General features: G+C 54.6%; 17 protein-coding genes. 9 read left to right on the forward strand and 8 right to left on the reverse strand.

The window, feature by feature from the left end; genetic code table 11:
* Nucleotides 1-122 precede the first annotated feature (122 nt).
* Together QMG93_RS23960 and QMG93_RS23965 are read right to left on the reverse strand one after the other, a co-directional pair.
* Complete coding sequence (locus tag QMG93_RS23960) at nt 123-6,515, reverse strand: fibronectin type III domain-containing protein (protein WP_281940952.1); 6,393 nt, start codon at nt 6,513-6,515, stop codon at nt 123-125.
* A gap of 855 nt (nt 6,516-7,370) precedes the next feature.
* Nucleotides 7,371-8,525 carry an S-layer homology domain-containing protein gene (locus QMG93_RS23965; protein ID WP_281940954.1) on the reverse strand — a complete coding sequence of 385 codons (1,155 nt, stop codon included), beginning with the start codon at nt 8,523-8,525 and terminating at the stop codon, nt 7,371-7,373.
* 461 nt (nt 8,526-8,986) lie between these two features.
* On the opposite strand from QMG93_RS23965, the gene queF reads away from it, so the two are divergent.
* Complete coding sequence (gene queF, locus QMG93_RS23970; protein WP_054973159.1) at nt 8,987-9,481, forward strand: preQ(1) synthase; 495 nt, start codon at nt 8,987-8,989, stop codon at nt 9,479-9,481.
* Nucleotides 9,482-9,603: 122 nt separating this feature from the next.
* Here queF and QMG93_RS23975 read toward each other — a convergent pair whose 3' ends face one another.
* Together QMG93_RS23975 and QMG93_RS23980 are read right to left on the reverse strand one after the other, a co-directional pair.
* Complete coding sequence (locus QMG93_RS23975) at nt 9,604-10,254, reverse strand: hypothetical protein (RefSeq protein ID WP_281940958.1); 651 nt, start codon at nt 10,252-10,254, stop codon at nt 9,604-9,606.
* 177 nt (nt 10,255-10,431) lie between these two features.
* Entirely contained in the window at nt 10,432-11,298 is an 867-nt protein-coding gene (locus tag QMG93_RS23980) for an ABC transporter ATP-binding protein (protein WP_281940960.1), read from the reverse strand.
* A 332-nt stretch (nt 11,299-11,630) separates the two neighbouring features.
* Between QMG93_RS23980 and QMG93_RS23985 the strand changes: the two genes are divergently transcribed.
* Nucleotides 11,631-12,638, forward strand: a complete 1,008-nt coding sequence (locus QMG93_RS23985) for an LLM class flavin-dependent oxidoreductase (protein ID WP_281940962.1) — start codon at nt 11,631-11,633, stop codon at nt 12,636-12,638.
* Nucleotides 12,639-12,716: 78 nt separating this feature from the next.
* On the opposite strand, the gene QMG93_RS23990 is transcribed toward QMG93_RS23985, so the two are convergent.
* Nucleotides 12,717-13,580 carry a polysaccharide deacetylase family protein gene (locus tag QMG93_RS23990; protein WP_281940964.1) on the reverse strand — a complete coding sequence of 288 codons (864 nt, stop codon included), beginning with the start codon at nt 13,578-13,580 and terminating at the stop codon, nt 12,717-12,719.
* A gap of 141 nt (nt 13,581-13,721) precedes the next feature.
* On the opposite strand from QMG93_RS23990, the gene QMG93_RS23995 reads away from it, so the two are divergent.
* Nucleotides 13,722-14,522 carry a phosphotransferase family protein gene (locus QMG93_RS23995; RefSeq protein ID WP_281940966.1) on the forward strand — a complete coding sequence of 267 codons (801 nt, stop codon included), beginning with the start codon at nt 13,722-13,724 and terminating at the stop codon, nt 14,520-14,522.
* A 93-nt stretch (nt 14,523-14,615) separates the two neighbouring features.
* On the opposite strand, the gene QMG93_RS24000 is transcribed toward QMG93_RS23995, so the two are convergent.
* From QMG93_RS24000 to QMG93_RS24010, 3 genes are read right to left on the reverse strand one after another with little or no spacing between them, the layout of a single operon-like run.
* Nucleotides 14,616-15,080 (reverse strand): RidA family protein, encoded by a 465-nt coding sequence (locus QMG93_RS24000; protein ID WP_281940968.1) that lies wholly within the window; start codon nt 15,078-15,080, stop codon nt 14,616-14,618.
* A gap of 30 nt (nt 15,081-15,110) precedes the next feature.
* On the reverse strand, nt 15,111-16,715 hold the full coding sequence (locus QMG93_RS24005) for an N-acyl-D-amino-acid deacylase family protein (RefSeq protein WP_281940970.1): 1,605 nt from the start codon (nt 16,713-16,715) through the stop codon (nt 15,111-15,113).
* Between the two features lie 19 nt (nt 16,716-16,734).
* Nucleotides 16,735-17,841, reverse strand: a complete 1,107-nt coding sequence (locus QMG93_RS24010) for an alanine racemase (RefSeq protein ID WP_281940971.1) — start codon at nt 17,839-17,841, stop codon at nt 16,735-16,737.
* 277 nt (nt 17,842-18,118) lie between these two features.
* On the opposite strand from QMG93_RS24010, the gene QMG93_RS24015 reads away from it, so the two are divergent.
* From QMG93_RS24015 to QMG93_RS24040, 6 genes are all read left to right on the forward strand, one after another.
* Nucleotides 18,119-19,879 carry a sensor histidine kinase gene (locus QMG93_RS24015; RefSeq protein ID WP_281940973.1) on the forward strand — a complete coding sequence of 587 codons (1,761 nt, stop codon included), beginning with the start codon at nt 18,119-18,121 and terminating at the stop codon, nt 19,877-19,879.
* Entirely contained in the window at nt 19,876-21,411 is a 1,536-nt protein-coding gene (locus QMG93_RS24020) for a helix-turn-helix domain-containing protein (RefSeq protein WP_281940975.1), read from the forward strand. The genes QMG93_RS24015 and QMG93_RS24020 overlap by 4 nt, the downstream gene beginning before the upstream one ends.
* Nucleotides 21,412-21,510: 99 nt before the next feature.
* Nucleotides 21,511-22,851 (forward strand): extracellular solute-binding protein, encoded by a 1,341-nt coding sequence (locus tag QMG93_RS24025; RefSeq protein WP_281940977.1) that lies wholly within the window; start codon nt 21,511-21,513, stop codon nt 22,849-22,851.
* Between the two features lie 69 nt (nt 22,852-22,920).
* Nucleotides 22,921-23,796: a carbohydrate ABC transporter permease gene (locus QMG93_RS24030; RefSeq protein ID WP_216795123.1), complete on the forward strand. Its 876-nt coding sequence runs from the start codon at nt 22,921-22,923 to the stop codon at nt 23,794-23,796.
* Between the two features lie 19 nt (nt 23,797-23,815).
* Nucleotides 23,816-24,685 carry a carbohydrate ABC transporter permease gene (locus QMG93_RS24035; RefSeq protein WP_281940979.1) on the forward strand — a complete coding sequence of 290 codons (870 nt, stop codon included), beginning with the start codon at nt 23,816-23,818 and terminating at the stop codon, nt 24,683-24,685.
* A gap of 84 nt (nt 24,686-24,769) precedes the next feature.
* Nucleotides 24,770-25,828, forward strand: coding sequence for a Gfo/Idh/MocA family protein (locus QMG93_RS24040; protein WP_281940981.1), 1,059 nt, complete (start codon nt 24,770-24,772; stop codon nt 25,826-25,828).
* Nucleotides 25,829-25,862: the final 34 nt, after the last annotated feature.

Consider the following 25,862-nt stretch of genomic DNA (forward strand, 5'->3'; position numbering starts at 1 on the left):
TTGACATGCCTACCTTAAATTGTAAATGTTTAGATTCATATCGTCAAACCGGGTGGGATAACGTGCGGCTTTTCTCGTGCTGACACTTATTCTTAGAGATAACCGGACGAATTTACGCGCCATCAATGCCGGATCTGATTGACGATCACATCATACATGCTGCCTTGAATTTTGACCTGCACATCGTCGGTCTGAACCAATCCGTTGCTCCAATGCACGCGGAATCGGAATGTGTAGGTTTGGCCGCTGCGCAGCGATTGGGCATGATCGGGATTGACCAGTTGCCCGCTGAATCGAATGCGGTCGGAAGAGTCAAGCTTGACTTGCTCGCCGGTTTCCATAAGCGTCGCATCGAGCGACTGCGGCTTGGTTGCACTGGTGCCGGTATCGGTCACTGTCGCCGATAGCTCGAACGCTTCCCCGGCCCAAAAGACGTCAGCTCCCCGAGGCGCGCCCGGGTGCTTCTCGTTCCACTGCAGCCGGTAGCTTTCCCACTCCGGCGTATGCGTGACATAGCCCTTAATCGACAAAGGCAGTACGACGAACGAATAGATCTGGTTAAACGTTCCGCCCTTGCCGTCGCTGAGGGATAGCCGCAAGGTGTAATTTCCTTGAGGCAGCGGACCATAGGTGAACGCCTTGCTTTGGCCGGACGGAACGCCGCTCCATTGCTGAATAATTCCGAACGCGCCGCCGTTCAAGCTGCTTTCCACCATGACGTCGATCGCATCGCAGTCCGGATCGGAGACCGATACGGTGAATACGGGCGTGTCGTGCTCGTAAATGGGCGTGACAAACGTAATATTTCCCGTCGGAGGGCGGTTGGTCAGCAGCCAAGTTGGCGCAGACCATGCCGACCATACAAATCCGTCAAAAGCGCGCGCCCGAACCTGAACTTTTGCCCCTGCCGGCAGCGGATGGTCCTTAGGTACGGAGGCGTTTTGTAAGGACACTTGCCCTTGAAGATGCTGCCCTTGTTCTCCTGTATCATAGAGCACGGTATTTCCCGTTTCGTTGATGAATTGGACCTGATATTTCGTGAACGTCGTATTCGGATCAGGGTCACTTTGCGTGAACGAAACGGTTGGCGTGGGGCTCATCGGCGTCGGATTCGCTTGCGTTCCGGAAGGAACGTTCATCGTCACAGTCGGCGTCATGTTGATGTAGAACCATACAGTATTGCTCCATTCGGACCATAGGTTCGGATCGTCGTCGGTGACCTTCATCCGTGCTTGCAAAGGAACGCCTGTCGGCAGGTCCGTCGGCACTTGGAAGCTGTTCGTTGCTGCCGTAGTGTTCTGATACGCATTCCATCCGGTGTTGTAGACCATGCCGCCGGTCTCGTTCAAAATTTCGATGTACATTTTCGCGTAATAGTTCTTCTGGCCGTCCGATTGAATCCATGCAATCGCCGGTCGTTTATTATCCAGAATGAGCGTCGGATTATAGGCGTCAGGTCCGTTCGGATTCGTAATGACAACTCTGGGCGCCGAATTGATGACCATCCATCCGATTTTGGACCATTCCGTCCAATAGTACGGATTTTGCGCGCGCACCCGTACTTGATACAGCTCGCCGCGGATCAAATCCGTCGTCACTTGCCACGAAGCCGCACTATACGGCGGCGCATTCTGGCTTGTTTCCCCGCTACTGATGACGAGACTTCCGTGTGAATCCATGATTTGAACCTCGTAGCCCGTAAACGAATGGCCCGCCGGGTCATCCTGCCTCCAATGGATCGTCGGTCTCGTTCCGTGTTCCAGCGTTGGATTATCTCGTGTTCCAGTCGGATACGTGAGCTGGATCGTCGGTTTTGGAATTTCAGGGACGTTGCCTTTGAGCTGGATCGAAGCGGTGGCGGGGTAAGATTTTGCCCCGTACTCATCGATAACCTGCAAATACACGGTATAGACTCCCGGCTTTTTCGGTCTTGTCAGCTTTTCAGCTACAAAATTACCGTCGGGGTCGACATAGCCGTACTCTCGGGAAACGATCCCGCGCATGCTGCAATAATCGTAGCCCGTCACATCGGACGCACTGCATCGTACCGGGTCCCAAGCCGCCCGATTCGGATCGAACCGATCCGGATCGTAGGACGTATCGTTCCAGGCGACCGTGCCGTCCCCATTCTCCGAAAGTGTGAACTGCGCGCTCGGCCTGCGGTGAACCGTCAATTTTTTCTGGAACGTATTGGACCATTTGCGGTATTGATCGAAAACCATGCTTGCCCATAAATAGTTCCGGTTCGGATCGTCCTGCGCCCGCAGCGTGAGCAGATAGACGCCGACTGTGTCAAAGGTTTGCTGCGGAGCATCGAACGTTTTCCCGTTCAGCGCGGACCGTCCCTGATTATTTAAGAATTTCGGCGTATGCGTAACCCCCCACCGGAAGTTGCCGGCCATCGGATCGTTTTCCGGATCTTCGAATAGAATGCTTTTATACCGTACGTTGGCCGAAGCCGAACCATTCTCCCATATGGCGTAGTCGGACATCCAATCCCGGCGGTCCTGATTTTGCTTGATGGAAATGGCCGTAAAAGTGACAAACGATTTGTCCGTAAAAGGTCCCATTTTTCCATCCGTGAATGTGGCATCCTGTACATCAAACACCGGTACGCCGTTCATGAATACTTGAATGTTATCGCCTGACAGGCTGATTTTGAATAGATTGTCCGTGTTATCGAACGGCCACATCTGGCTGCGCAGCACAGTTCGGCTGCCGCCAACGTAACGGCTTAGATAGAGCGTGGTGCCGTCCGCTTCCAGACTATACCGGTTGGTTGGGTCAAGCATCCGGAACGAAAAACCGCTTAAGCTCGTATCCTCGTTCGGACTTGTCATTTTCATTCGAAACGTAATGTCCGTGTCACGATAACTATCCGGAGAAACGAACTGGCCGAGAACAAACCCTTTCCGCAGTATAGGATCTTGATCCAAAGAACCGCTTTCGAGATACATGTACTTTTCGGTTTCTGTGAAGTAATAGCCGTTGCCCGTTTGTCTTTTTACCGTATTGTACATCCCCAAAAACAGGCCGTCCCCTACATAAAATCCGCCTAAGTAATTGTCTCCCCGTTCTTGTTCATTCGACGCTTCGTTCAATAATTCGCCCTCATGAACATTGAAACGGCTGCACTTTCCATCCGTCCCCCAGGAGCAACCTCCTCCTCCGTCATTGAATCCGCCACCAGGAGTTACGCCAACCGTGTACGGATAATTGTATGGAACAGGTCCGTCCGATACCGCACCGGTGTCCATATTCACGTATTGTCCGAAGCTATGGTGGTCGCCACGACCGTTCATAAGATCCATATTCGTGTAACTGCGGGTCAGCAAGGTCCGGTTATATGGATTTACAACGAGCGCCGTAAAATTGTTGTAAAGCATTTCTCCACCCATTGACGTGTTGGAAGGGTAGAACCATTCCATACCCGCCAATCTGGCGGTCCATCCCATGCTCAAATCGTTATTGATGCGCAGCAGATAAACGCCGATCGGGGCGTCCTCGTTATATCTTCTGTCGATTTTAATGTATCCGTCGTCCCGGTCGCAGGAGCGTTTGATGTAGGTATAAAATTCCCCATCCGGCCCTTTCCATAACCCGTTTAGATCGCTGTATCTGCATTGGTAGGTTTCCGGATATTGCTCAGGAACCGGGCGCCCCAGCATCGTATTATAATACTTTCTTTGATATTTAATCGTACTGTCCGGGAACGATTGTCCGCCTCTTCTGACTTCCCGGAGCTGCGGATTAACCTCGATAAACCCAATAGCAGCCAATCCATTACTATAATTCTTTTGATACACAATAACCAGACTTTCACCTTTGGTCATCAGCGAGAACGTCTTCCGACCGACATAATCCTTTTCGTCAACCGATAGACCCAGCTCTTCCCAGCCGCTCTTGAGCGGATTGTCCTTATTGCTTGAAATCAGCTTACCGGTATACGCATCGTATGCCTCAATCATAAAGGAGTTATTGCCCTTGCCGACGCCGCACGTCCAGCTTCTCGAACCATCGTCGTTGCGGCAAGTGGTGAAATAATCGTGCATTCTGATGTTCGAAACCTTGTAGATGATTCCGCCTGCGACCTCGTACTTCACAGAACCTTGATACTCATCCGGCAAATATGCTTCTTTCGTATAGGTCGACCCACTCGGAGAATCCCGGAACGGTACGGCCACAGTATACTTGTCCGGAGCAAGGATAAAATCATACGGGTCCCGATCCCATAGATGAAACAGGTTGTTAGCTGCATTGTTCCATTTTCGGCTGTACTGCGGCAACTTCTTTTTATTAAAGGCATACAGCTTCGAGCCCTCGTCAAAATAAAGATACGTTTTGTTCGTACGTACGATCGAATTAAACTTCGCCGGAGCATATCCGGGTACATATGTCCTCGCATCCGGGTCCCAGATCGTTGAGGGGATTAAGATGGGCGTACTGGTCAGCGTGGGTCTACCGCCCACCCACTGATAAACCGTACCTTTATATGAGCTGATAAAATTCGCTCCAAACCCGAGGTCCGGCCATAGGAACGTTCCGAAAACGTTGGTAGGCCCCTGTGGCGGATTGTCTCGCTTGATGATGCTTTCCTGACGCTCCATTTCCCTTCCCAAGCCAGCCCGTAGGACAGCATTGCCCTCGGCAGCCCACCGGTAAACGTAGTTATTGATCCGGTTATTCGTGTTCGTATCGAACAGCGCCCACGAGTTTACGATTGTATTAGCGTTAAACATAATAGGCGGATTCAATCCCGGCTGGTCGTTTTGCCCTTCGATGGCAAAGGAAACGTGCGGCGCATTGTTGACGATATCCATCGTACGCGGCGCATCCGGTTGCGTATCGGATGCCAGGGCGCTTTTCCCGTAGTCCTCCGTTACTTGAACATCGAACAAATATTTACCGACCATGTCGGTCTTAAATACAAGCGAATTGTTATCGAAGGAGACAACTCTGCTGTCTGTCCCAAGGATATCCAGCCAGGGATCGTCCTGAAAACCGTTGTTTGCCGCGTCGTATTTGAACCGCCATTTGACGGAAACGATCTGATCGCCGTCCGGCGAGTACGATTGGTTACGGATGGTCACCGGCTGATTCCGGATACCGAGCGGCGGTACGACAATTTTGCCGACGGGAGGCAAGTCCGGGTGCACGGTAATGCTGCACGTGCTGTAGCCAGTCGATGCCATGCCGGAGCTGTCCACGACTTTTGCCAGCGTGACGGTCGCTGTAACGTCCTGCAAGGTGCCGTTATAATACTTATCCAGCTTGTTGACCCACAAGTCTTTCGAATGGTCGATGGACCGTCTCGCCGGGCTCCAGCTTTTATCCGCATGGATCGCTCCGGGAGGGACAGGACGATTTTCCTTGATCTCCGCAGGTGCGGTGCATACCGGGATCGGATTCGGTTCCATCACAGTCAAGGATACGTTTTCCGTGCGCGTCCCGCCGCGCCCGTCATCCGCCGTAGCTTTCACGGAGAAGGTTCCCGGCGTATCGGCTTTGATATGATAATAGCCTTCGGCGTCGAGCGTCTTGCCCCAATCTTCGTGCAACTGCTTTGCTATTTTTTGAACCCAAGGATGCGTACCGGAATCGAAATCCCATTTCCACTGGATCGGATCGTTGTCCGGGTCCGAAGGCGACTTCGGGTCTGTGTACTGGTTATGAATAACGCGGACATTCACCATGTCGCCCACCAAAAAATATTCCGGCGGATAGATCCCGTTCCGATCTTGATCGTAAAACCAGCCTGCCTGAAAATAGGGCGGTTTATTGTTCGGATCGGGGAGAACCGTTAATGGTTTTTCCTTAATCCAGTCCGTTTCGCCGCAAGAAGTTTGAATTTTCAGACTTATGTAGTTGTTACCTTCTCCAAAATAAAACGGTCTCCCGTTCGGGTAGGGGAATGAACTGTTCTGCGATTGCCCTTTCACCCGATTCGTCGACCATGTCTGGCCGTTATAGTTGAACCGATATTGATGACCGAAATAGGTGCAGCCTTTCGGGATTTTAAAATCAACAGGCTCCAGCTCGAAATTATCCCGGATTTTGATCGTCGGTCCCGGCCTTATTCGAAAGTCGCCGTCGATGCCGATATCGACAGGGAAATCAAACGGCTTATAGTTATTGTCTTCCCCGCCAGTCGTACCTTCATCAATCGTATTGTCCGAATCGACATAAAATCCGGTCAGTAGTTTTCCCGGGTCCGTCACCGTATACTGAAACGTGCCCGTAATATCCACATTCTGTTCGGCGTTCGTAAACGATGCCTTGTGAATCGTTTTGCCGTTGGAACGATTCTGGATCAGGATCGAGAAGGTTTTGTTCTTGATTGGCTCTCCCACGTTGCGGAACGTGTAGGTAAACGTCGTCGGTTCGCCGATTTTGACCGGTCCGTTCGATTTGAGATCGATAGGGATCAGGTCGGGAAAGGTCGGCGCTTTGTAGAACACTTCAATGCGGCCTTCGAATTTGTAGGTCTTGGCGTTCCAGAAGGTGTCGGCGTCCATAACATAATTCCGGCCTTGTTGATCCTTGTCATATTTTGGATTTCCTTTGGGCCAGAGGATGTAGTCGGTATCGAGTTGATTATATGTTGATGTAAAAGGTTTAGAAACTTTCAAATATCCGAATCTATCTACTTTTCTTCCAAAGTCCTCAATCTGTAAGCCATCGGCAATAGCAATTGCCTTTGTGATCGTAATGCTTTTAGGATCAATTCGATCTAGGTCAATAACTTCACCTGTTAAATTTTCTTTAAAATAAAAATCTTGAGGGGGCTCAACTTTGTATGCAGTCGTTACCGCAGATCCGTCCCATTTTCGTAAATCAGTTTCGTTAAAAAGAACATATTCACCTGATGGATAAAGCATCGCATCACTTGGAAATAATCCTGGGCAAGGAGAAGGAGCTGCATCCGATGAACTGTTGCAACTCCCCGGAAATTGATAATGCTTTGTTCTTTCACCTTCCGTATCCCAATACTTTCCACTGGGGTCCCGCCAAATGATGTGACCGGGATTTGTATATCGTTTACCATACAGTGGAACGGGGACACCTTCAGTTATATTTTTTAACATAAGTTGATCATTGGTCACTTCGAAGACATTCGAATTTATCTTTTTTTCTACGCCGTTTGCGTCTTGCATGTATACATCGACCTTGTCAATAATTTGAGTGCCTGAATTTAAGGGTACGGAAAAGTTCATTAAGGTTGAGGTCGGCTTAAACGTTTTAAAGTTGATGGCGGCCATGATGTGATTTGGTAATAGAAACATAAACATTGAAAATCCTAAAAAGAAGATTATGGCTGCCGCAACGATTTTTTTTCGTTGCTTTTTTATAAGCATTGCAGCCTCCTTCCTCTACTGTTCTTTTTTATGAAGATTAATAGTAGCTCCATTATTTTCATTTAACCTAAGATATACAAAACCGTATTCTTTGAATTCCTTCTCTACTTCTTCTCTAGGAACGACGAAAAGATACCACCCTTCCGAATGATCTATATCAACTCCAATTTGTGGAAGATAAAATTTTCTATCCACTTGACCATCCTTATCATTTATAGATACTCTCACTCCTGTAAATGGGGCTAATTCACCAAATAATCCGTATCCTAAAGGAGAGCCTGTTTCATTGGTGATTTCTATTTTCAACGCGACTAAGTACTCATCTCCAATTGGTTTACCGCTCACTTTCCTCAATCGACCATCAAACATCGACCTAAAAGCCCCATCTCCCTCCTTCAAATCCATAATCAAAATCTGATGCACTTTCACCGTTGCTTTCGTATTCTGCAATGGCATTTTATATGGCAGCTCCACCACATGACTACCCCACATCGTCTGCACGTTACTCCCCGTCAACTCCACTTCCGCATAGCTGGCCGCACGCTTATCTACTTCGAGCTTCTTGCCTTGGCTCACGTCCAAAATCCGCTGAATGATTTTCACGGATTGCGCCCTCGTGGCCGATTCTTCTTTACCGAGTTGACCGTCGGCCATGCCCGTAATCAACCCCTTCTGCGTCGCCAAAAACATAAGCTTCTTCGCATCGGTGCTGTCCTCAGGCGACTGCAGCGATTTGTCCAATACCCGGACAGCGAGGCGGGCCATTTCCATCCGGGTAATAGGCGTGTTCCAGTCACCGGAAGAAAAGTCCTTGTATTGGTGTATTCCGGCTTGCACAAGCGCTGCGACATAAGGAGCATACCACTCCTTGTTATCGCCGCCCGGTACGGGCTTCAAACCGGCTGCTTTTGCCGTCATGGTGATAAATTCCGCTCGCGTAACGGTGTGGTCCGGCTTGAACGAACCGTCCGGGTAACCGTCGACGTAACCGGCTGCTACAATTGCCTTAATATCAGACTCCGCCCAATGCCCGGAAATATCGCTTAAAGACACAACTGCTTTTGACTCCACAGCCGATTTCGGCTGCTCTGCGGCAACCAGCGTATTGGCATTGGGGCTGCAGGCGCTCATTAACATCATGGATACGACTAAAGGGACAACTCGTTTCATCAAAAATCTTCCTTTCGAGTGAATTCAAAGTTATGGATTTCCAGATCCAAAAGGACTAGGTCTATTGTACCATGACCGTGCTTAATTTACAGATTTTTCTTGCGCTAAAACACAAAAACCGCCCTACCCATTAAAGCATGGATAAGGCGGTTCTTCCGCTCATCATTCGTTGTTATATTACCATCTTATTCCGAAATCTTCAAGAGGTTTTGCAATTTTTGTCGTGGCGCTGTTGTGCGTTCAACCTGCCGTACTGGCCGAGGGTACCATCCAAGTGAAGGTGAATCAATCGCTGCTGGGAACAGAAGCACAGGCTCAAATGACCGACGGCCCGGTTACGGCTGCTGTCCGGCCATTGGCGGAGGCGCTTGGAGTACCTTCCTTTTTCTCACAAAATCTTACCTTTAGCTCATAGATCGGCTATAATAAAGGTTTAAGAAGAGAAAGGAGCCAAGCACACCATGGCAGGAAGAAAAGAAGGCGAGCTCGACTTGACGCTGCTCGGCAACCAGCAAACGAAATATCCGATGAACTATGCGCCGGAGATGCTCGAATCGTTCGATAACAAGCATCCGTACCGCGATTATTTTGTCAAATTCAATTGCCCGGAATTTACCAGTCTCTGCCCGATTACCGGCCAGCCGGACTTCGCGACTATTTATATCAGCTACATTCCTGACCTCAAAATGGTCGAGAGCAAATCGCTCAAGCTGTATTTGTTCAGCTTCCGCAATCATGGCGATTTCCACGAGGATTGCATGAACATCATCATGAACGATCTGATCAAGCTAATGGACCCCAAGTACATTGAAGTGTGGGGGAAATTTACCCCACGCGGAGGCATTTCCATCGATCCTTACTGTAACTACGGACGCCCGGGGACGAAATATGAACAGATGGCCGAGCACCGGCTGCTGAATCATGACCTGTACCCGGAGAAGGTCGACAATCGCTAAGCCGGAATAGAGCAGGCAATCGCAGACCGGACCACAAGCCTGCTTCATAAAAAACGAAGCCGCACCCCCTTGCCAGCAAGGGCGATGCGGCTTTTTGGCATCGAAGGCACCGAAACGCTTGTTTATAAATCTCTTTCCTCTTCGCCGCTCTTCACCGCCAAATCCATTCCGTAGAAACTGCCATTGGCAGGAGTGCGGGCATCGGCAACCGTTTTGGTGAAAGCTACGTTGATCGTCTTTTTCTGCCTGGGAGGCATGGTCAAAGTTTGATCCCCAAGGATGTCAAGCGATTCCAAGAACGAGCCGACGAGATACCGCTGATTGCGGATGGAAGCGGTGAATTGGATATCTTGACCGCTATGGTTAACGAAGGTAAGCGAACAAGTACCGGTGACCTGGTCGTCTTCTTTTTTGTAGTTGCAGTTGCTCTCGTCCTTGACGTATTCCAAGGCATAGATGCCTTTGGCCCATACACTTTGGTAGGCTACAACCAGTTGGGAGGGCAGCCAGAAGGACAAAATTAAAGCGAGCAGGGTGATCTTTCTTGCGTGGCGCTGCAGCGCGGTTCTAAGCGTGAATAGGCCAGCGAACAGCAGCAGCAGCGAGGTGATGCCGACGTAGTTCAAGCCGCTGGCGCCTCGCGACCATACGGGCAGCCCGACCCATTGAAAAAGCCGCGCTCCGAGCGCTTTGGCATCCGGATAGGACCAATTCAAAATAATGGTGCTCGTGATGAGCAATAAAGCGACAGCAAGCCGTTGGCGCCTGCTCATTTCGCGTTCCCTCCTTCGCTCGGGAATACAATCGTTCCGAACGCTTGTGATATTAAGTTAAACGAAAAAACTATGGAAAATGTTTCTTCCGACAAGAAGGCAGCAACAAAAAAGGACCCCTCAAAATGAAGGAGTCCTGAAAAATCCGGTAAATGCAGCAAACGGCGGTTCCCAGTTCTATTTGGCAGCCGCAACAAGCTCCCGTGCTTCGGGGCGTCTGGCGACAGGGGAGGCAGCAGCGACCTGAACCGGCCGGCTGTGGCCCGCCAGCTCGTACGGAATGCACAGCGGAACACCGGTGCGGGGGTCCGGTACAATGTCCGCTTCGATGCCGAAGACATTCTGCAGCATCTCCGGTGTCATTACTTCCGCCGGACTGCCTACCGCTGCTACCGTTCCGCGTTTGATCGCCACCATATGGTGCGCATAGCGGGTCGCATGATTCAAATCATGAACGACCATCACGATGGTGCGACGCTCTTCGAGGTTTAGTTTTTCCAGCAGCTTGAGCACTTCAAGCTGGTGAGCCATATCGAGGAACGTTGTAGGCTCGTCAAGGAACAGAATGTCGGTTCCTTGCGCAAGCGCCATGGCAATCCACGCGCGCTGACGCTGCCCGCCGGACAATTGGTCGACGGGACGGTCATAAAATTCCTCCATACCGGTCATGGCAATCGACCAGCGTACGATCTCGCGATCTTCCTTGGTCAGAGAGCCGAATCCTTTCTGATGGGGGAAGCGGCCGTAGGTGACGAGTTCGGAGACGGTCAATCCGTCCGGGGCCGTCGGGTTTTGCGGCAAAATGGCGAGCTGCTTGGCTACATCCTTGGTCGATTGCTGATGGATCGACTTTCCGTCCAGGAAGACGCTGCCTTGCTTCGGCTTCATCATACGGGCCATCGCTTTCAGGATCGTCGATTTACCGGACCCGTTCGCGCCGACCAGCGCCGTAATTTTTCCCGATGGGATGCTAATATTTAAATTTTGCACAATGGACCGTTCCCCGTAGGCAATATCCAACCGTTCCGTATATAACCGTTCCAACCCAACCACTCCCTTAAAATTTAGCTGAACTCCGAGGCAGGAAATACTATTCAACAAGTGCCGGCATGGGCACAATGACAATAACGATGATAATGAGAATCTTTATCAATTGAATTGTATAACAGAACGCACTGGAATTTCAACCCTTTTTGGGAATTTTCCTTGTCCGTTTTCCAACAAGTTGTGAATCCCGGATCGAAAGAAGGCGACGAGGAACGGGTAAGAGTGCGCAACCAGATTTCCAGGCGTATAATGAATGGAGAAATAAGTGGCCTCCTCCGGCTTCATGAACGCGTCCGAACGTCATAAGAGGAGGGGAATGGAGGATTCGAATGTTAAAGCTGGGCGTTTTGGATCAATCGCCGATCATTCCGGGAGAAACGGCGGCAGACGCGATGGCGCGCACGTTAGAGCTTGCCAAGACGGTTGAACGGCTTGGTTATACGCGGTACTGGGTGTCCGAGCATCATGACACGCCAGGTCTCGCCGGTTCTTCTCCGGAGATTTTGATCGCAGCCATTGCCGCGCATACGTCGCGGATTCGGGTAGGCTCGGCCGGCGTGCTGCTGCCTCACTACAGCCCGTATAAAGTCGCGGAAAATTTCCGGGTGCTCGAGGCGCTGTATCCGGGACGAATCGATCTTGGCATCGGAAGGGCGCCCGGCGGCATGCCGATTGTCTCAGAGGCGCTGCGGTACGGCCGGCCGAAGGAGCGGGAAGAGCATTTCGCGGTAATGCTCCGCGATCTTGGAGGCTTTCTATCCGACTGGATGGAGCCGGGACACCGCTTCGAAGGCGTGCGGGCGACGCCGCTCGTCGATACGGCGCCGGAGCTTTGGCTGCTCGGCTCCAGCGGCTTCAGCGCAGACCGGGCCTCGGAGCTGGGCGGGGCGTTCTCGTTCGCCCATTTCATTAACGGCGACGGCGGACACGAGACGGTACGGCGGTATTTTGCCAATTACCGGCCCGGCCCGCTCGGTGCGTCTCCTCAGGCGAACGTATGCGTGATCGTCATCTGCGCCGACACGGACGAGGAAGCGGAGCGGCTGGCTTCTTCGACCGATTTGCGCCTCTTGCTGCTGGAGCAGGGGCAGTTCCGCCGTTCCTTCCCAACGCCGGAAGAAGCGGCCGGTTACCCGTACACCGACTGGGACCGCATGCGAATTCAGGCGAACCGGAGACGGATGATCGTCGGCGGGCCGGAGAAGGTGAGGACGCAGATGCTTGAGTTCAGCAAGGGCTACGGGGTAGAAGAATTGATCGTGCTGACCTATACGTACGATTTCCAAGCCCGGCTGCGTTCGTACGAACTGGTCGCAGAGTTATTCGGACTCGGTTGATAAAAATGAAAACGGGACTCCGTTCGGACCTGACAGGTCTTCAAGGAGTCCCGCATCGCGTAATAGCGAGCATTCAGTTCAGGGAAAAGGCTTGACGCTTTCGACGCGCAGCATGATCTGCTTGTCCAGCAGCTCCGGCCGGATCGCAGGATTGCCCGCGTTAATGCGCGGAATTTCCAGCTTCGGGTTGGCGCGGGTCGCCATCTCGTTCACAATGGTGAAGGCGTAACGAAAGCCAGCTTGCGTAAGAAGATCTTGCGCCGTCTTGGAATGGATGCCGAACGGGTATGCGTAGCTGTCTGCCGCATGATCGCTGCCATACAGCTCGTTTAGCCGCTGCGCGCAGGCTTTCGTGTCCGCCGCCACCCGGGCGACGGCCTGCTCGGGCGTTTCCGGCGCGCCGTCTTCCCGCGTAAGCGGTCCGGTAATCGCCGCCGTCTTCCCTTCTTTGAAATGCAGATTGTTCGAGTGGCATTGAAAATCGTACCGTCCAGGCCGTTCGGTCAGCATTTGCCGGATCTGGTCGCGGGACAGCGCCGGAATGGACGGGGCCAGCGGGTCGTCCAAATCCTTCGTCACGACGAAATTAACGGCCGGCACGTCAAGCTCTTTCAGGATCGGATACGCGTAATCGTAGAAGCTTTTATAGCCGTCGTCAAAGGTTACGAGCACCGCTTTGTCCGGCACGGAACCGCCATCGTAAAATTGCTTGAATTCGTCGAGCGAAATGAAATGATAGCCTTTCGATTTCAAATAATTGAGCTGATCGCGAAACAAAGCGGTGGAGACGGTGCTCGAGCTTTGGTCCGTATCATGGACATGATGGTACATCAGGACGGCCACTTGGTCGCGGTAGCGCAGCGCGTCTTTATACGACCAGGCGTCAAGCGCGCCGATCAAGATCGCGGCAAGCAGCAGAGCAGCCAAAACTTTTTTGATCATAGCAGGGTCTCCCTCGGGTAAAGCTGAAGCAGCTTCCGGATAAAAACGTCTATAGTCAGTTATATCGGTTCCGGGAACGAATTTCAAGTTTAGTTACATCGCCCCGGCACAACCGGGCCTAGAGAAGGGGAAGTCGTCATCATGAAGCTGGGGAAGCGCATCGGACAAGGATATACGGCAGAAGTATTTGAATGTGGGAGCGATAAAATTATCAAAGTATTCCGGCCCCACACCGGAGACTTGATGGAATACGAATGGCGGATCAGCCGCCAAGTGGCGGGGCTCGGACTGCCGGTGCCCGCGGTTTACGGAATCGAGGAAGCCGAGGGAAAAAGGGGAATCGTCTACGAACGGGTGGCGGGTCCGACTTTGACGCAGGTGATTGCAACGAAGCCTTGGCGCATTGCTCAAGCTGCGAGGCAGCTCGCTGTGCTGCACGCGGAAATTCACCGCCGCGAGGCTCCGGGGCTTCCGAAGCAGAAGGAGATGCTGGAACGCCGCATCCGCGAAACGTCCTTGCTGTCCGAGGAGACCAAGGCCCGGGTAATCGAGCGGTTGAACCGGCTGCCCGAAGAGGTCAGGCTGTGTCACGGGGACCTGCATCCCGAAAATATGATGATGACCGCTCAAGGTCCGGTCAGTATCGACTGGATGACGGGCATGAGCGGCCATCCGGATGGCGATGCGGCCCGAACGCGGCTCGTTTTGGACTATGCGTCGCTTCCGCCGGGGATGCCGAAGCCGGTAAAGCTGCTGTTTACCGCGCTGCGCCGGCAGTTGTGCAGGACGTACCTGAAGGAATACATACGGCTTACCGGCAGCACGATGGAGTCGATCGAGGCGTGGCTGCTGCCGCTTGCGGCCGCCCGGCTTGTGGAGAGCATCACGGAGGAGGAGCGGGGCAAGCTCCTGGAGTTGGTGAACCGGCAGCTTAACGGGTAAGGTTCAGCATATAAAAAGCACCTCTAGCACTCGGGGATTCCGGTGCCGGAGGTGCTTCTAAATTTAAGCCGACCGTCTACGTTTTCGCTTCGCTTAGTCGCGGATTTCCACAATCAGCTCGATTTCTACCGGTGTGTGGAACGGAAGGTCGCTCGTGCCGATCGCGGAGCGGGCGTGCTTGCCGTTCTCGCCGAAGACGTCGACGAGCAGGTTGGATGCGCCGTTCATAACATACGGCTGGTCGCCGAAGCCCGGCGTGCTGTTGACGAAGCCGAGCAGCTTGACGATTTTGACCACGCGGTCGAGGTCGCCCAGGTAGCCTTTCAGCACGGCCAGGCAGTTGATGATCGTTTGGCGGGCCGCTTCTTGGCCTTGCTCGATCGTCACGTCCTTGCCCAGCTTGCCTTCGTACATCAATTCGCCGTTAATGCGGCAATCTTGTCCGGACAAATACAGCAGGTTGCCTGTCCGGTTGCACGGAATGTACGTAAAGCGCGGCTCCGGGGATGGGGGCAAAATAATGCCGAGTTCTTGTAAACGTTGTTCGATTTGGGACATGAATAGGATACCTCCGATAGTTTCATTAAATTAATGGGCGCAGCACGACGCTGCACGAATAAGTCCGCCTTCGCGGGCATGCGTATGTTGATCGCCGGTGAGCGTTGTTTTTCCCGCCACAATGACGTGCGAGATGCCGCTCGGATACTGTCTCGGCTCTTCGAACGTGGCTAGATCCTGGATCGTATCCGGATTGAAGACGGTCAGATCGGCGGCATAGCCCGGAACGATCAGTCCGCGCTTGCCCAGCTTGAAGCGCTGCGCCGGGAACGACGTCAGCTTGCGGACCGCCTCCTCCAGCGACAGCACGCGCTGGTCGCGCACGTATTTGGCGAAGACGCGAGGGAACGTGCCGTATAGCCGGGGATGCGGCTTGCCGGTTTCGCAGGTCAAGCTGTCGGAAGCGATCAGCGATTTTTCATAGCGGACCACCTGCGAGACGTCGTCGTCCGACATATGGAAGTACACGATCGAGATGCGTCCTTCCTCTTCCAGCAGCAGGTCCATCATGCAATCCGCCGGATGCTGGCCGCGCTCCTCGCTGATTTCCGCGATATGCTTGCCTTCCAGATGCCGGTTTTTCTCGGTATGTACCGCCGAGATGACGACGCTCTGCCAGCCGGTGGAGCAGACGAGGTTGTCCCAATCATCCTGCTCGCGGCCGAGCTCCTCGCGGATGCGGGCGCGCAGCGAAGGATCGCGGAACGCTTCCAGCGTGCCTTCGATACCGCCTTCGAGCACCCATGGCGGAAGGACGGTCGTCAGCGTCGTGGAGCCCGCGTGGTAAGGGTACACGTCGCAGGTCACGTCCATGCCGCGGGCCCGAGCGTCCTCGATCAGCTCCAGCGCCTCCAGCACCTTGCCCCAGTTGCGCTTGCCGGCTGCCTTCAAGTGGCTGATATGCAGCGGCACGCCGGCTTTCTCGGCAATCCAGATCACTTCCTTGACGGAAGGAATCAGATTGTTGCCTTCGCCGCGGATGTGCGTGGAGAACAGCCCGTCGTACTTCGGCAGGATGGAGCACAGCTCCGCGATTTCTTCCTTGGCCGTATAGCTGCCGGGGGCGTACAGCAGGCCGATGGACAGCCCGATGGCGCCGGCCCGCAGCCCTTCCTCCAGCATCAGCTTCATGCGCTCCAGCTCGTGCGGCGCGGCCGGGCGGTTCGCAAAGCCCATGACGGCGATGCGCAGCGCGCCGTGCGCGACGTAGGTGGCGACGTTCTCCGAAGGGCCGGAACGGGCCAGATGCTCCATGTACTGCTCAACGGTTTCCCAGGGCCAAGCCCAGTCCGTCTTGCCCAGCACCGGCTGGACGTAGCTCTGCAGCAGCTCTGCGCGCTCCTTCACGAAGGGAGCGGGCGCGAGTCCGCAGTTGCCGACGACTTCCGTCGTCACGCCCTGACGGATTTTGATCTCGCTGTGCGGATGATCGAAAATCATCAGGTCGGAGTGGCAATGTCCGTCGATAAACCCGGGAGCGATGACTTGGCGGTGCGCGTCGATGACGCTTCTCGCTTCCTGCTCCACCCGGCCGACGGCGGCGATCCGCCCGTCTTTCACACCAACGTCGCCGAAAAACCAAGGATTTCCGGTGCCGTCCGCAATACGTCCGTTACGAATGATAAGATCCAGCATGATTTCGAGCCCTCCCCGCTTACTGCAGCTTGCCGCGCGCCAGAACGGCCCGCTCCTCATAGTTGTCGCCGTTCTTGAAATACACCTTGTCATGCAGATTGACCGTGCTGCAAATATGATTCGGGATGATGTGCAGCACATCGCCGGCCTTCAGGCCGGAAGCTTGGGCAACGGGACCGAGACGCAGCATGCCGTGCTCCTCCGACATCCGTTCCAGCACCGCGTCCTCCAGCTCGACAACGTGCCCGAAGCCTTGCAGCTGCATCGGGTCCGTATTCGGCTGCACGTCGGTGGCGAACGTCTTGCTTCCTCCGTCGACCACGGCCAGATCGGCGGCCGGCCTGCTGACGACCGTCACGCGGACGGCGCCGGCGCAATCGCCGAGCGAGCAGACGCCGAGGCGGGCCTGCATCCGGTCCTGGAACACGTACGTGCCCGGCCGGATTTCGGTTACGCCTTTGGCCACCGCAGCCTGAAGGCCTGTTGGCGTGGAGCCGACGCTGACGTCAGCGATCGGCACGCCCTGCGCGCGAATGCGGTCCGCGAGCTCGGCCATCAGCCGGCCTTCCTCAGTGCCAGCCGCTTGCAGGTCGAGCGTCGGCTTGCCGCCGAGCAGCGCCCCGCGGAACGTGTAGATGCCCGTCAGGCGCAGACCTTCCATCGCGTAGATGGCGGACGCGAGCGCTTCCGCTTGGTCGTACGGTACGCCTGTCCGACGCAGACCGGTATCGATCTCCAGGCGGACCTGCAGCTCGCGTCCGGCCTCAAGGGCGGCTTGGGACAACAGCTTGGCCCCGTCCAGACTGTCGACGCCGACGATCAGCTCGATTTGCCCGCTGAGCCGTACCGCACGTTCGATTTTGGCCGGGGTGACGAGGGGATAAGCGATAAAAATGTTCATGATGCCATGCTCCGCCATCACTTCCGCTTCGGACACTTTCGCGACGGTGATGCCTACCGCGCCGGCGTCCAGTTGCTTCTGCGCGACCCATGGCATTTTGTGCGTCTTGGCATGGGGCCGCAGCGCGATGCCGAGCCTTTTGGCCGAGTCGGCCATGGAACGGATGTTGCGCTCCATGACGTCCGTGTCGATGATTACGCTGGGGGTATCCAGTCGATCGTTCATCGTCTCACTCACTCCCATAATATTTCGAATATTCTGATAAGCATAAGATCACCGCCCTGATTTGAGCCGAAATTCCCCTCTTCAGACCGGTCGTTTCCGGGGGCTGAATGGTCCCCGGGTCATTCTGAGAAAGATACTAACATAATCCAGCGTGAAATCAAACAAAAAGTTTTTTTGGTTGAAAAAAAGTATGTTAGATTCCCCCTGGAAATGTGCTAGTATTAAGGCATCGCAACGCTTACAACTCCATTTCCAAACTAAACGGGGGAACAACACAATGAAACGGTGGCTGTCCAAGTCGCTCAAACACAAGCTGTCCCTGCTGCTGCTGATTGCGATTGTCCTGCCGCTGCTCGCCACGGGAGCGGTTTCGTACAATATAGCGACCTCCGCCACGGAGGAGAAGGCGAAGCAATCGGGCATGAACACGCTGCGTCAAATTGCGGACAAGCTGGAGTTCGTTATACAGGACGTCGAGAACATGTCCTTGTTTATTATCGGCCAGCGGGAGGTTCAGGCGTATCTGGACAACGATCGGGAGGACGTGGCCCGCTATACGCTGAACGTCGGCTTTTTGACCAACCTGGCCTTTTCCAAAAAATACATTTCCAACATCACGATCAATTCGGCCAACGGCTATCCGCCGCTATCGAACACGACGGTGCTTTATTCGGGCCTGCCGGACGTGCTCCGCAAACATGAGGAAATTTACCGCAACAGCACCAAGTGGTGGACCCCGCTGTACGAGAATCGGACGACGGAAGGGCTGAAGAAGGTCGTCTCCCTTGTCCGTCCGATCCGCAACGTGAACAACTTCAAGCCGCTCGGCGAGCTGTCCATCAGCTTGGACGAAGCGGAAATTGCCCGCTACTTGCAGGAGTCCGGCTGGGAAGCCAAAGGCTTCGTGCTGCTGCTGGACGCGAACAACCGGATTTTATCCGGCGGCGAGTCCGCGTGGCTGAACCGTCCGGTCAGCGAGCCGTTCCCGGACATCGGGCCGATGGCGGAGGCGAGCGGCGTGCTCAATTACGGCCAAGGCGACGGGCAAAAAACGATTTTGTACTACACGCTACCGAGCCTGAACTGGAAGCTGGTCGGTTTCATCCCGACCGAAATCTATACGGCGCAGAACGTCTATGTACTGACGGTTACCGCGGTAGCGGTCGGCATCTCGCTGCTGCTGGCCGCCGGACTGGTGCTATATTTCATCCAGTGGGTGACGAGGCCGTTGACCCGGATGACGCAGACGATGAAGGACATCAACCCGGACGAGCCGATCCCGACGTACGAGGTGAAAAGCAGCGACGAGGTCGGCCTGCTGCTGCACAGCTACAACAAGCTCAGCGACCGGATTCAGCGGCTGAAGGAGCAGGTGCAGCTGAACGAGGCGAAGAAAAAGGAAGCCGACATCCTCGCGCTTCAGGCGCAGATCAATCCGCACTTTTTGTACAATACGCTATCCTCGATCCATTGGATGGCCTTGATGAATCAGGACCGTCAGATCGCCGAAATGGTCGGGGCGCTCAGCGATTTTCTCCGGTTCAGCCTGAACAAGGGCGAGGAGTTTTGCCCCGTGCAGCAGGAGATCGCGCATGCGCAGAACTATGCGTATGTGCAGTCGATCCGCTTTCCCGGCCAATTCGAGATGGAGGTATATATCGACCCGGCTATGCTCCAGAAGCCGATGCTTAAGCTGCTGCTCCAGCCGCTGATCGAGAACAGTCTGATCCACGGCATCCAGAAAAAACAGCAGCCCGGCTTCGTCTATGTTCACGGCGAGCTGAGCGGCGCGCGGATGAAGTTTGTCGTGGAAGATACGGGCATCGGCATCGAGGCAGACAAGCTGCGCGAAATTCGCCGGCAGCTTGCTTGGACGGGGAATGGCGCGCCGGCGGCCAAAACGAGCTACGGCTTGCGCAACGTGCACCAGCGCCTGCTGCTGCATTACGGCAGCGAAGCGGGGCTGACGATCGACAGCGAGCCGGGCAAAGGCACCCGCGTTTCTTTTAGCATTCCGGTATTGGAGGAGCCCGCATGAAAATTTTAATCGTAGACGACGAAGTGATCATAAGGAACGGCCTGTGTACCGTCATCGACTGGAAAGAGCTTGGCTTGACGCTGCTTCCTCCGGCTTCGTCCGCCGAGGAGGCGCTGGCGCGCATCCCGGTGGAGAAGCCGAATATTTTGCTGACGGACATCCGCATGCAGGGAATGGACGGCATTCAGCTCGCCCACGAGGTGAAGCGGCTGCTCCCGGACACGGAAACCGTCATTCTGACGGGCTACGACGATTTTACGTACGCCCAGCAGGCGCTGCGTGAAGGAGTGACCGACTATCTGCTTAAGACAAGCCGCCCCGAGGAAATTATTAAAGCGGCGATGAAGGCAAAGCAGCGCATCATGGATAAATGGGAGAACGCCAAGCAGGAAACGATACAAACGGCGGCGCTGCGCAGCCAACTGCTGGACCGGCTGCTGATTCAGGGCGACGAGTCGTCTCTCGCGCCGGTGCAGGCCTGGTTCCGCAAAAACGGCGTGCAGCCGGACGAATCGTCCCTGGCGCCGATGCGAGTGCTGCTGCTCGCGGCCACGGGCTGGGGGGACGGAGCGCTGGCCGGTCTTCTGCTCGGCGCAGCCGAAAATATGCTCTACGAGCTGCTTCCGGCGGTAACGATGCTGAAGGCCGACCGCATCGTGCTTGTCGTGCGGGAGGAAGCCCGGGTGTCGGACTGCGGCGGCTTGGAGCGGGCTATCGATCGGGTACGTCAGACGCTGAAATGCACGGTGTTTGCGGCGCTCGGCCGTACCGTTGCTTCGTACGGCGAGCTGCAGGCCTCTTACCGGGAAGCCGGGACGGTATTTGCGTACCGCGGACTGCTCGGGGCCGAGGGGCTGTACACGTCCGCGGATATCGCGGACCGCTGCGGCGGCCGGACCGTCTGCTCCCAGAAGGAGGAGTCGGAGCTGGCCGCCATTCTGATGAGCAACAACGGGGCCGACCTGCGGCATTGGGTGAACCGGAAGGTGCGGGAGCAGCTCGAAGATCCGGCGGCCACGCCGTCTTCGGTGCAGGCGTTTCTGCAATCGATGGTCATTGCCGGCCACCGCTGGCTGGAGCGGTCGCAGGGCGGCGGGAAGCCGGAGGCGGCCCTCCATACGTTCGAGGTCGATTCGCGCGCCGAGGACGAAGTGTTCAAGCTGCTGTCCTCGGTGATGGCGGCGTTCCACGAGGCGATTGCCGACAAGCCCTTTGCTTATATTCAAAAATCGATCGCCTACATCAAGGAGTATCTGGATCAAAGCTTGTCGCTGCAGCAGGTAGCCAAATTCGTTCACTTGAACCCGAACCACTTCAGCGAAGTGTTCAAGCGGGAGACGGGGCTGAACTATATCGAATTCGTCACGCGGGAGCGGATGCGGCGGGCCGCGGAAATTTTGCAGGAGTCGCAGGCGAAAATCAGCGAAGTGGCGGGCCGGGTCGGCTATGAGGACATCAAATATTTCAGCCAGCAGTTCAAAAAGCATACCGGACAGACGCCGTCGGAATTCAGGCAATCGGTCAAAGACTGAATTTTTTCCACCCTAAGGCCGAAATCTCTCCCGTTACGTATTCCGGGGATTGTCCCCTATACTGAAGCAGTACACACATACACAAGGAGGGTTCGTAAGATGAACAAAGCGGCTACAACGGGAGTCCTGTTGACCCTCTCGCTTTCGCTTCTCGCCGGCTGCGGCTCGGGTGGGGATCAAGCGGGCACAGGCGGCAGCGCGGGCGGAGATAAAGGAAAAGCGTCCGATAAAGTAAAGCTTTCGCTCTGGCATAACTTCACCGGCGACGATCTCCGTGCCAAAACGATGCGGGGGATCATGGAGCAGTACAAGAAGGATCACCCGAACGTGGAATTGGATATTCAGGGCATTCCGCCCGATGGTTACAGAGCCCGTTTGAAAACGGTTGCGGCGGCGAACGAAATGCCAGACTTGTTTGTGATGTGGCCGGGCGTCATGACCAAGGAATTTGCCGGAGGCGATCTGCTTCAGCCGATCAACCCGCTGCTGGATAGCAAGGCGGATTGGAAGAACGGCTTCCTGCCGGGCGCCTTCGACGATTTCACGCTGAACGGCAACATTTATGCCGCTCCGATGGGGCTGTCGCCGACGTCGATTTTATACTACAACAAAGCCATGTTCGATAAACACAATGTCAAGCCGCCAAAAACGTGGGACGACATGATAAGCCTGGTTGAAACGTTCAAGAAACAAAAAATAACGCCGATCGCGCTCGGCAACAAAGCGGCTTGGCTGGCCCAGTCCAGTATTTTGAGCTCCTTGGCCGACCGCGTGACGGGAACGGAATGGTTCCTGAACGCAGCCGAACAAAAAGGCGCGAAGTTCACCGATCCGGAATTCGTTCAGGCGCTGACATACTTGCAGCAGCTTGGCAAAGCCGGCGCGTTCCAAGACGGCTTCAACAGTATCGACAACACGCAGATGGAGCAAATGTTCGCGCAAGGCAAAGCGGCGATGATGATCGACGGCGGCTGGGCGCTGACGAACCTTGCGGCCAATGCGTCCAAAGAAGTGCTGGACGGCATGGACGTGACGGTGCTGCCTTCCGTTCCGAACGGCAAAGGCGATCCGAACTCGATTGCCGGCGTCGTCGGAACCGGTCTCGGCATGAGCAAGAAGACGTCCGGCGCAAGCAAAGAGGCGGCGTACGAGCTGATCTACGCCATGTCCGGCCCGGCAGCGCAGAAGGCGACGCTGGAAAGCAACCAGCTCGTCAGCTACAAGGTCGATCTCGACACAAGCAAGGTATCCTCGCTGTTCGCCAAAGTCCACAACATGGTAGGCACCGTGAAACGGACGCCTGTTTATGACGGACGCTTGAGCTCGGCCGCAGCCGATGTCGTGAACAACGGCTTGCAGGAGCTGCTCATGGGCGCCAAGCCCGAAGATATAGCGAAGAAAATTCAAGACGCGCAAGCCAAATCGGTCGGCGCAAAATAAGATGGGCCGCGCGATTCCAGCTCTTCACCGGGGCTGGAATCGCCAGTTCCGGAAGAAGGAGGGGATTCCATGACGGCAGCGGCACGTATTCGAGGGTTTATTGCGATAGGTCTTCTCCCGGCCACGCTGATTTTCGTCTTTTTCGCGATTATACCGATTTTCTGGTCTGCGTATTATGGCTTTTTCGATTGGAAAGGCATCGGGGCTGCGAAGTTCATCGGCTTCGACAACTATGTGGAAGTAATCCGCGACCCGATTTTCTGGCTTTCGTTTAAAAACAACATGCTGATCGTCGCCGCTTCGGTGTTCGGTCAAATTCCGATCGCGCTTATTCTGGCGCTTGTGCTTACAAGCAGCTCGCTCTTTCAGCGGATGATCCGCGCTTCGGTATTTATGCCGATGGTGCTTTCCTCGGTTGTCGTGGGGATCATTTGGAGCTACATTTACCACCCGCAAATCGGCATTTTGAACTTCCTGCTCGATGCCCTCGGCCTCGAATCCTGGAAGATGCAATGGTTATCCGATCCGAAAATATCCATGTATATGCTCATGATCCCGATTATTTGGAACTACATCGGGCCGTACATGATTATGTTTATCGCCGCGCTGCAAAATATTTCCCCGGAAATTGACGACGCTTCGCGAATCGACGGTGTCGGGCCGGTGCGGAAATTGTTCTCGATCACCCTGCCGATGATTTGGGATACGATCAAGGTTGCCGTCGTACTCTGCATCTCGGGCAGCTTGAAGGCCTTCGACCTGATCTACGTTATGACAAACGGAGGACCGGCGCACTCGACCGAGCTGCTCGCTTCGTATATGTACAACAACACATTCAACGTCTTCCGCTTCGGCTACGGCAGCGCCGTCTCGACCGCGATCATTATTCTCAGCCTGTTGTTGATCTTGGGAAGCCAATACCTCATGAAACGCAATTACCGATAATGGAAAGGAGGGACCCGTCATGGAACAAGCTTTGTCAGTAAAAACGGGAAGCGCCGCGGGCAAAGCCGGGGCAAAATGGAACCGCGGGCTTATTAATGTCCTGCTCACGCTTTATGCCCTCGTTACGCTTTATCCTCTGTTCTGGCTGTTCGTCAGCTCTTTTAAAACGAATGAAGAGTTTCACTCCAAGCCGTTCTCCTTGCCGGAGGTATGGCAGTGGGACAACTTTGTACGGGCTTGGGAAGTATCGGCGATGGGAACGTCGCTTGTCAACTCGACCATCGTTACCGTCTTGTCGTTGATTTTGACACTGGTGCTCGGCGCGCTGGCGGCTTATGTACTGGCACGCTTTGATTTTAAGCTGAAGCCTTTGTTCATGGGCTTGTTCTTGCTCGGCATGCTCATTCCGATTCACAGCACGCTTGTGCCGCTCTTTGTCCTGATGAAAAAAGTCAAGCTGCTTGATACGTACGCGGCGCTCGTGTTTCCTTATACGGCGTTTGAGCTGCCGCTTGCGATCTTCGTCGTCGCGGCGTACTTGACCGCAATTCCGAAAGAGATTGAGGAAGCCGCGCTGATAGACGGCACAGGGTATTGGGGCATCTTCTTCCGCATGATGCTGCCGCTCAGCCTGCCAGCCTTGTCGACCATAGCGATTCTTGGCTTTTTGCGGTTTTGGAACGACTTCGCGTTCGCGCTCGTCTTTATCAGCAAGCCCGCTTTAAAAACGATTCCGCTCAGCTTGTCCGTCTTTGCCACCGGGTATGCGACCGACTACAAGCTGACGATGGCTGCGATGTCGATCGCGGTGCTGCCGACCATTATCGTCTACCTGCTGTTCCAGGAGCAGATCATGAAAGGGATGACGGCCGGGGCGGTCAAGGGATAAATTGATCTCATGCGGGGAGAAATATTTGCAATTCACAGACTTGGACAAATGTGGTAGTATCCGGGTGGAGAGAGGGGGATCAGCATGGCTGGTTTGAAAGTAGCTGTGATTGGCGCAGGTTCAATTTCGGAAATGCATTTAACTTCGTACCAAAATCATCCCGAAGTAGAGCTCGTCGCCGTCTGCGACCTGGTGGAAGAACGGGCGCGGCAGGCCGCCGACAAGTTCGGCGCGAAAAAGGTGTACACCGATTACCGCGAGCTTCTCGCGGACCCGGAAGTGGAAGCGGTCAGCATCTGCACCTGGAACAACTCTCATGGTGAGATCAGCATCGCGGCGCTCGAAGCGGGCAAGCATGTACTGTGTGAAAAGCCGCTGTGCACGACCGTCGATAAGGCGCTCGAGGTGGAAGCGGCGGTTCGCCGGAGCGGCAAGCTGCTGCAGGTCGGCTTCGTGCGCCGGTACGGGACGAATACCAAGGTGCTGAAAAAGTTCATCGACGCGGGCGAGCTCGGCGAGATCTATTATGCGAAAGCGTCCTATCTGCGGCGCCTCGGCAATCCGGGCGGTTGGTTCTCGGACATCGAGCGTTCGGGCGGCGGGCCGCTGCTCGATATCGGCGTGCATGTGATTGATCTGTGCTGGTACTTGATGGGCCGTCCGAAAGTGAAATCGGTGACGGGCAATACGTACAAGAAGCTCGGCAACCGCTCGAACGTGCAAAACTTGAGCTATTATCAGGCCGCGGACTTCGACGCTTCCAAAAACACCGTCGAGGATATGGCGAATGCTTTGATCCGTTTCGAGAACGGCGCTTCGCTGATGGTGGACGTCAGCTTTACGCTGCATGCGAAGAGCAACGAGGTGGCCGTGAAAATATTCGGCGAGCGGGGCGGCGCGGAGGTCGAGCCAGACTTTACGATCGTCGCGGAAAAGCACGATACGATTTTGAACGTGACGCCGCAGATCGACAATGCGAGCTTTGATTTTATGGCAAGCTTCCAGAACGAAATCAATACCTTCGTCGACTGCTGTCTCGGACGGGCCGAACTGATCAGTCCGGTCGAAGACGGCGTAGAGCTGACCAAGATTATCTCCGGCATCTACGAGTCGAGCGAAAAAGGCATCGAAATTCAATTCTAAAACCAAGTCCGGTGAATGGGCGCGCTACGCGGGT

Origin of the sequence: Paenibacillus tyrphae (assembly GCF_027925525.1) — a bacterium.
Taxonomy (GTDB): Bacteria; Bacillota; Bacilli; order Paenibacillales; family NBRC-103111; genus Paenibacillus_G; species Paenibacillus_G tyrfis_B.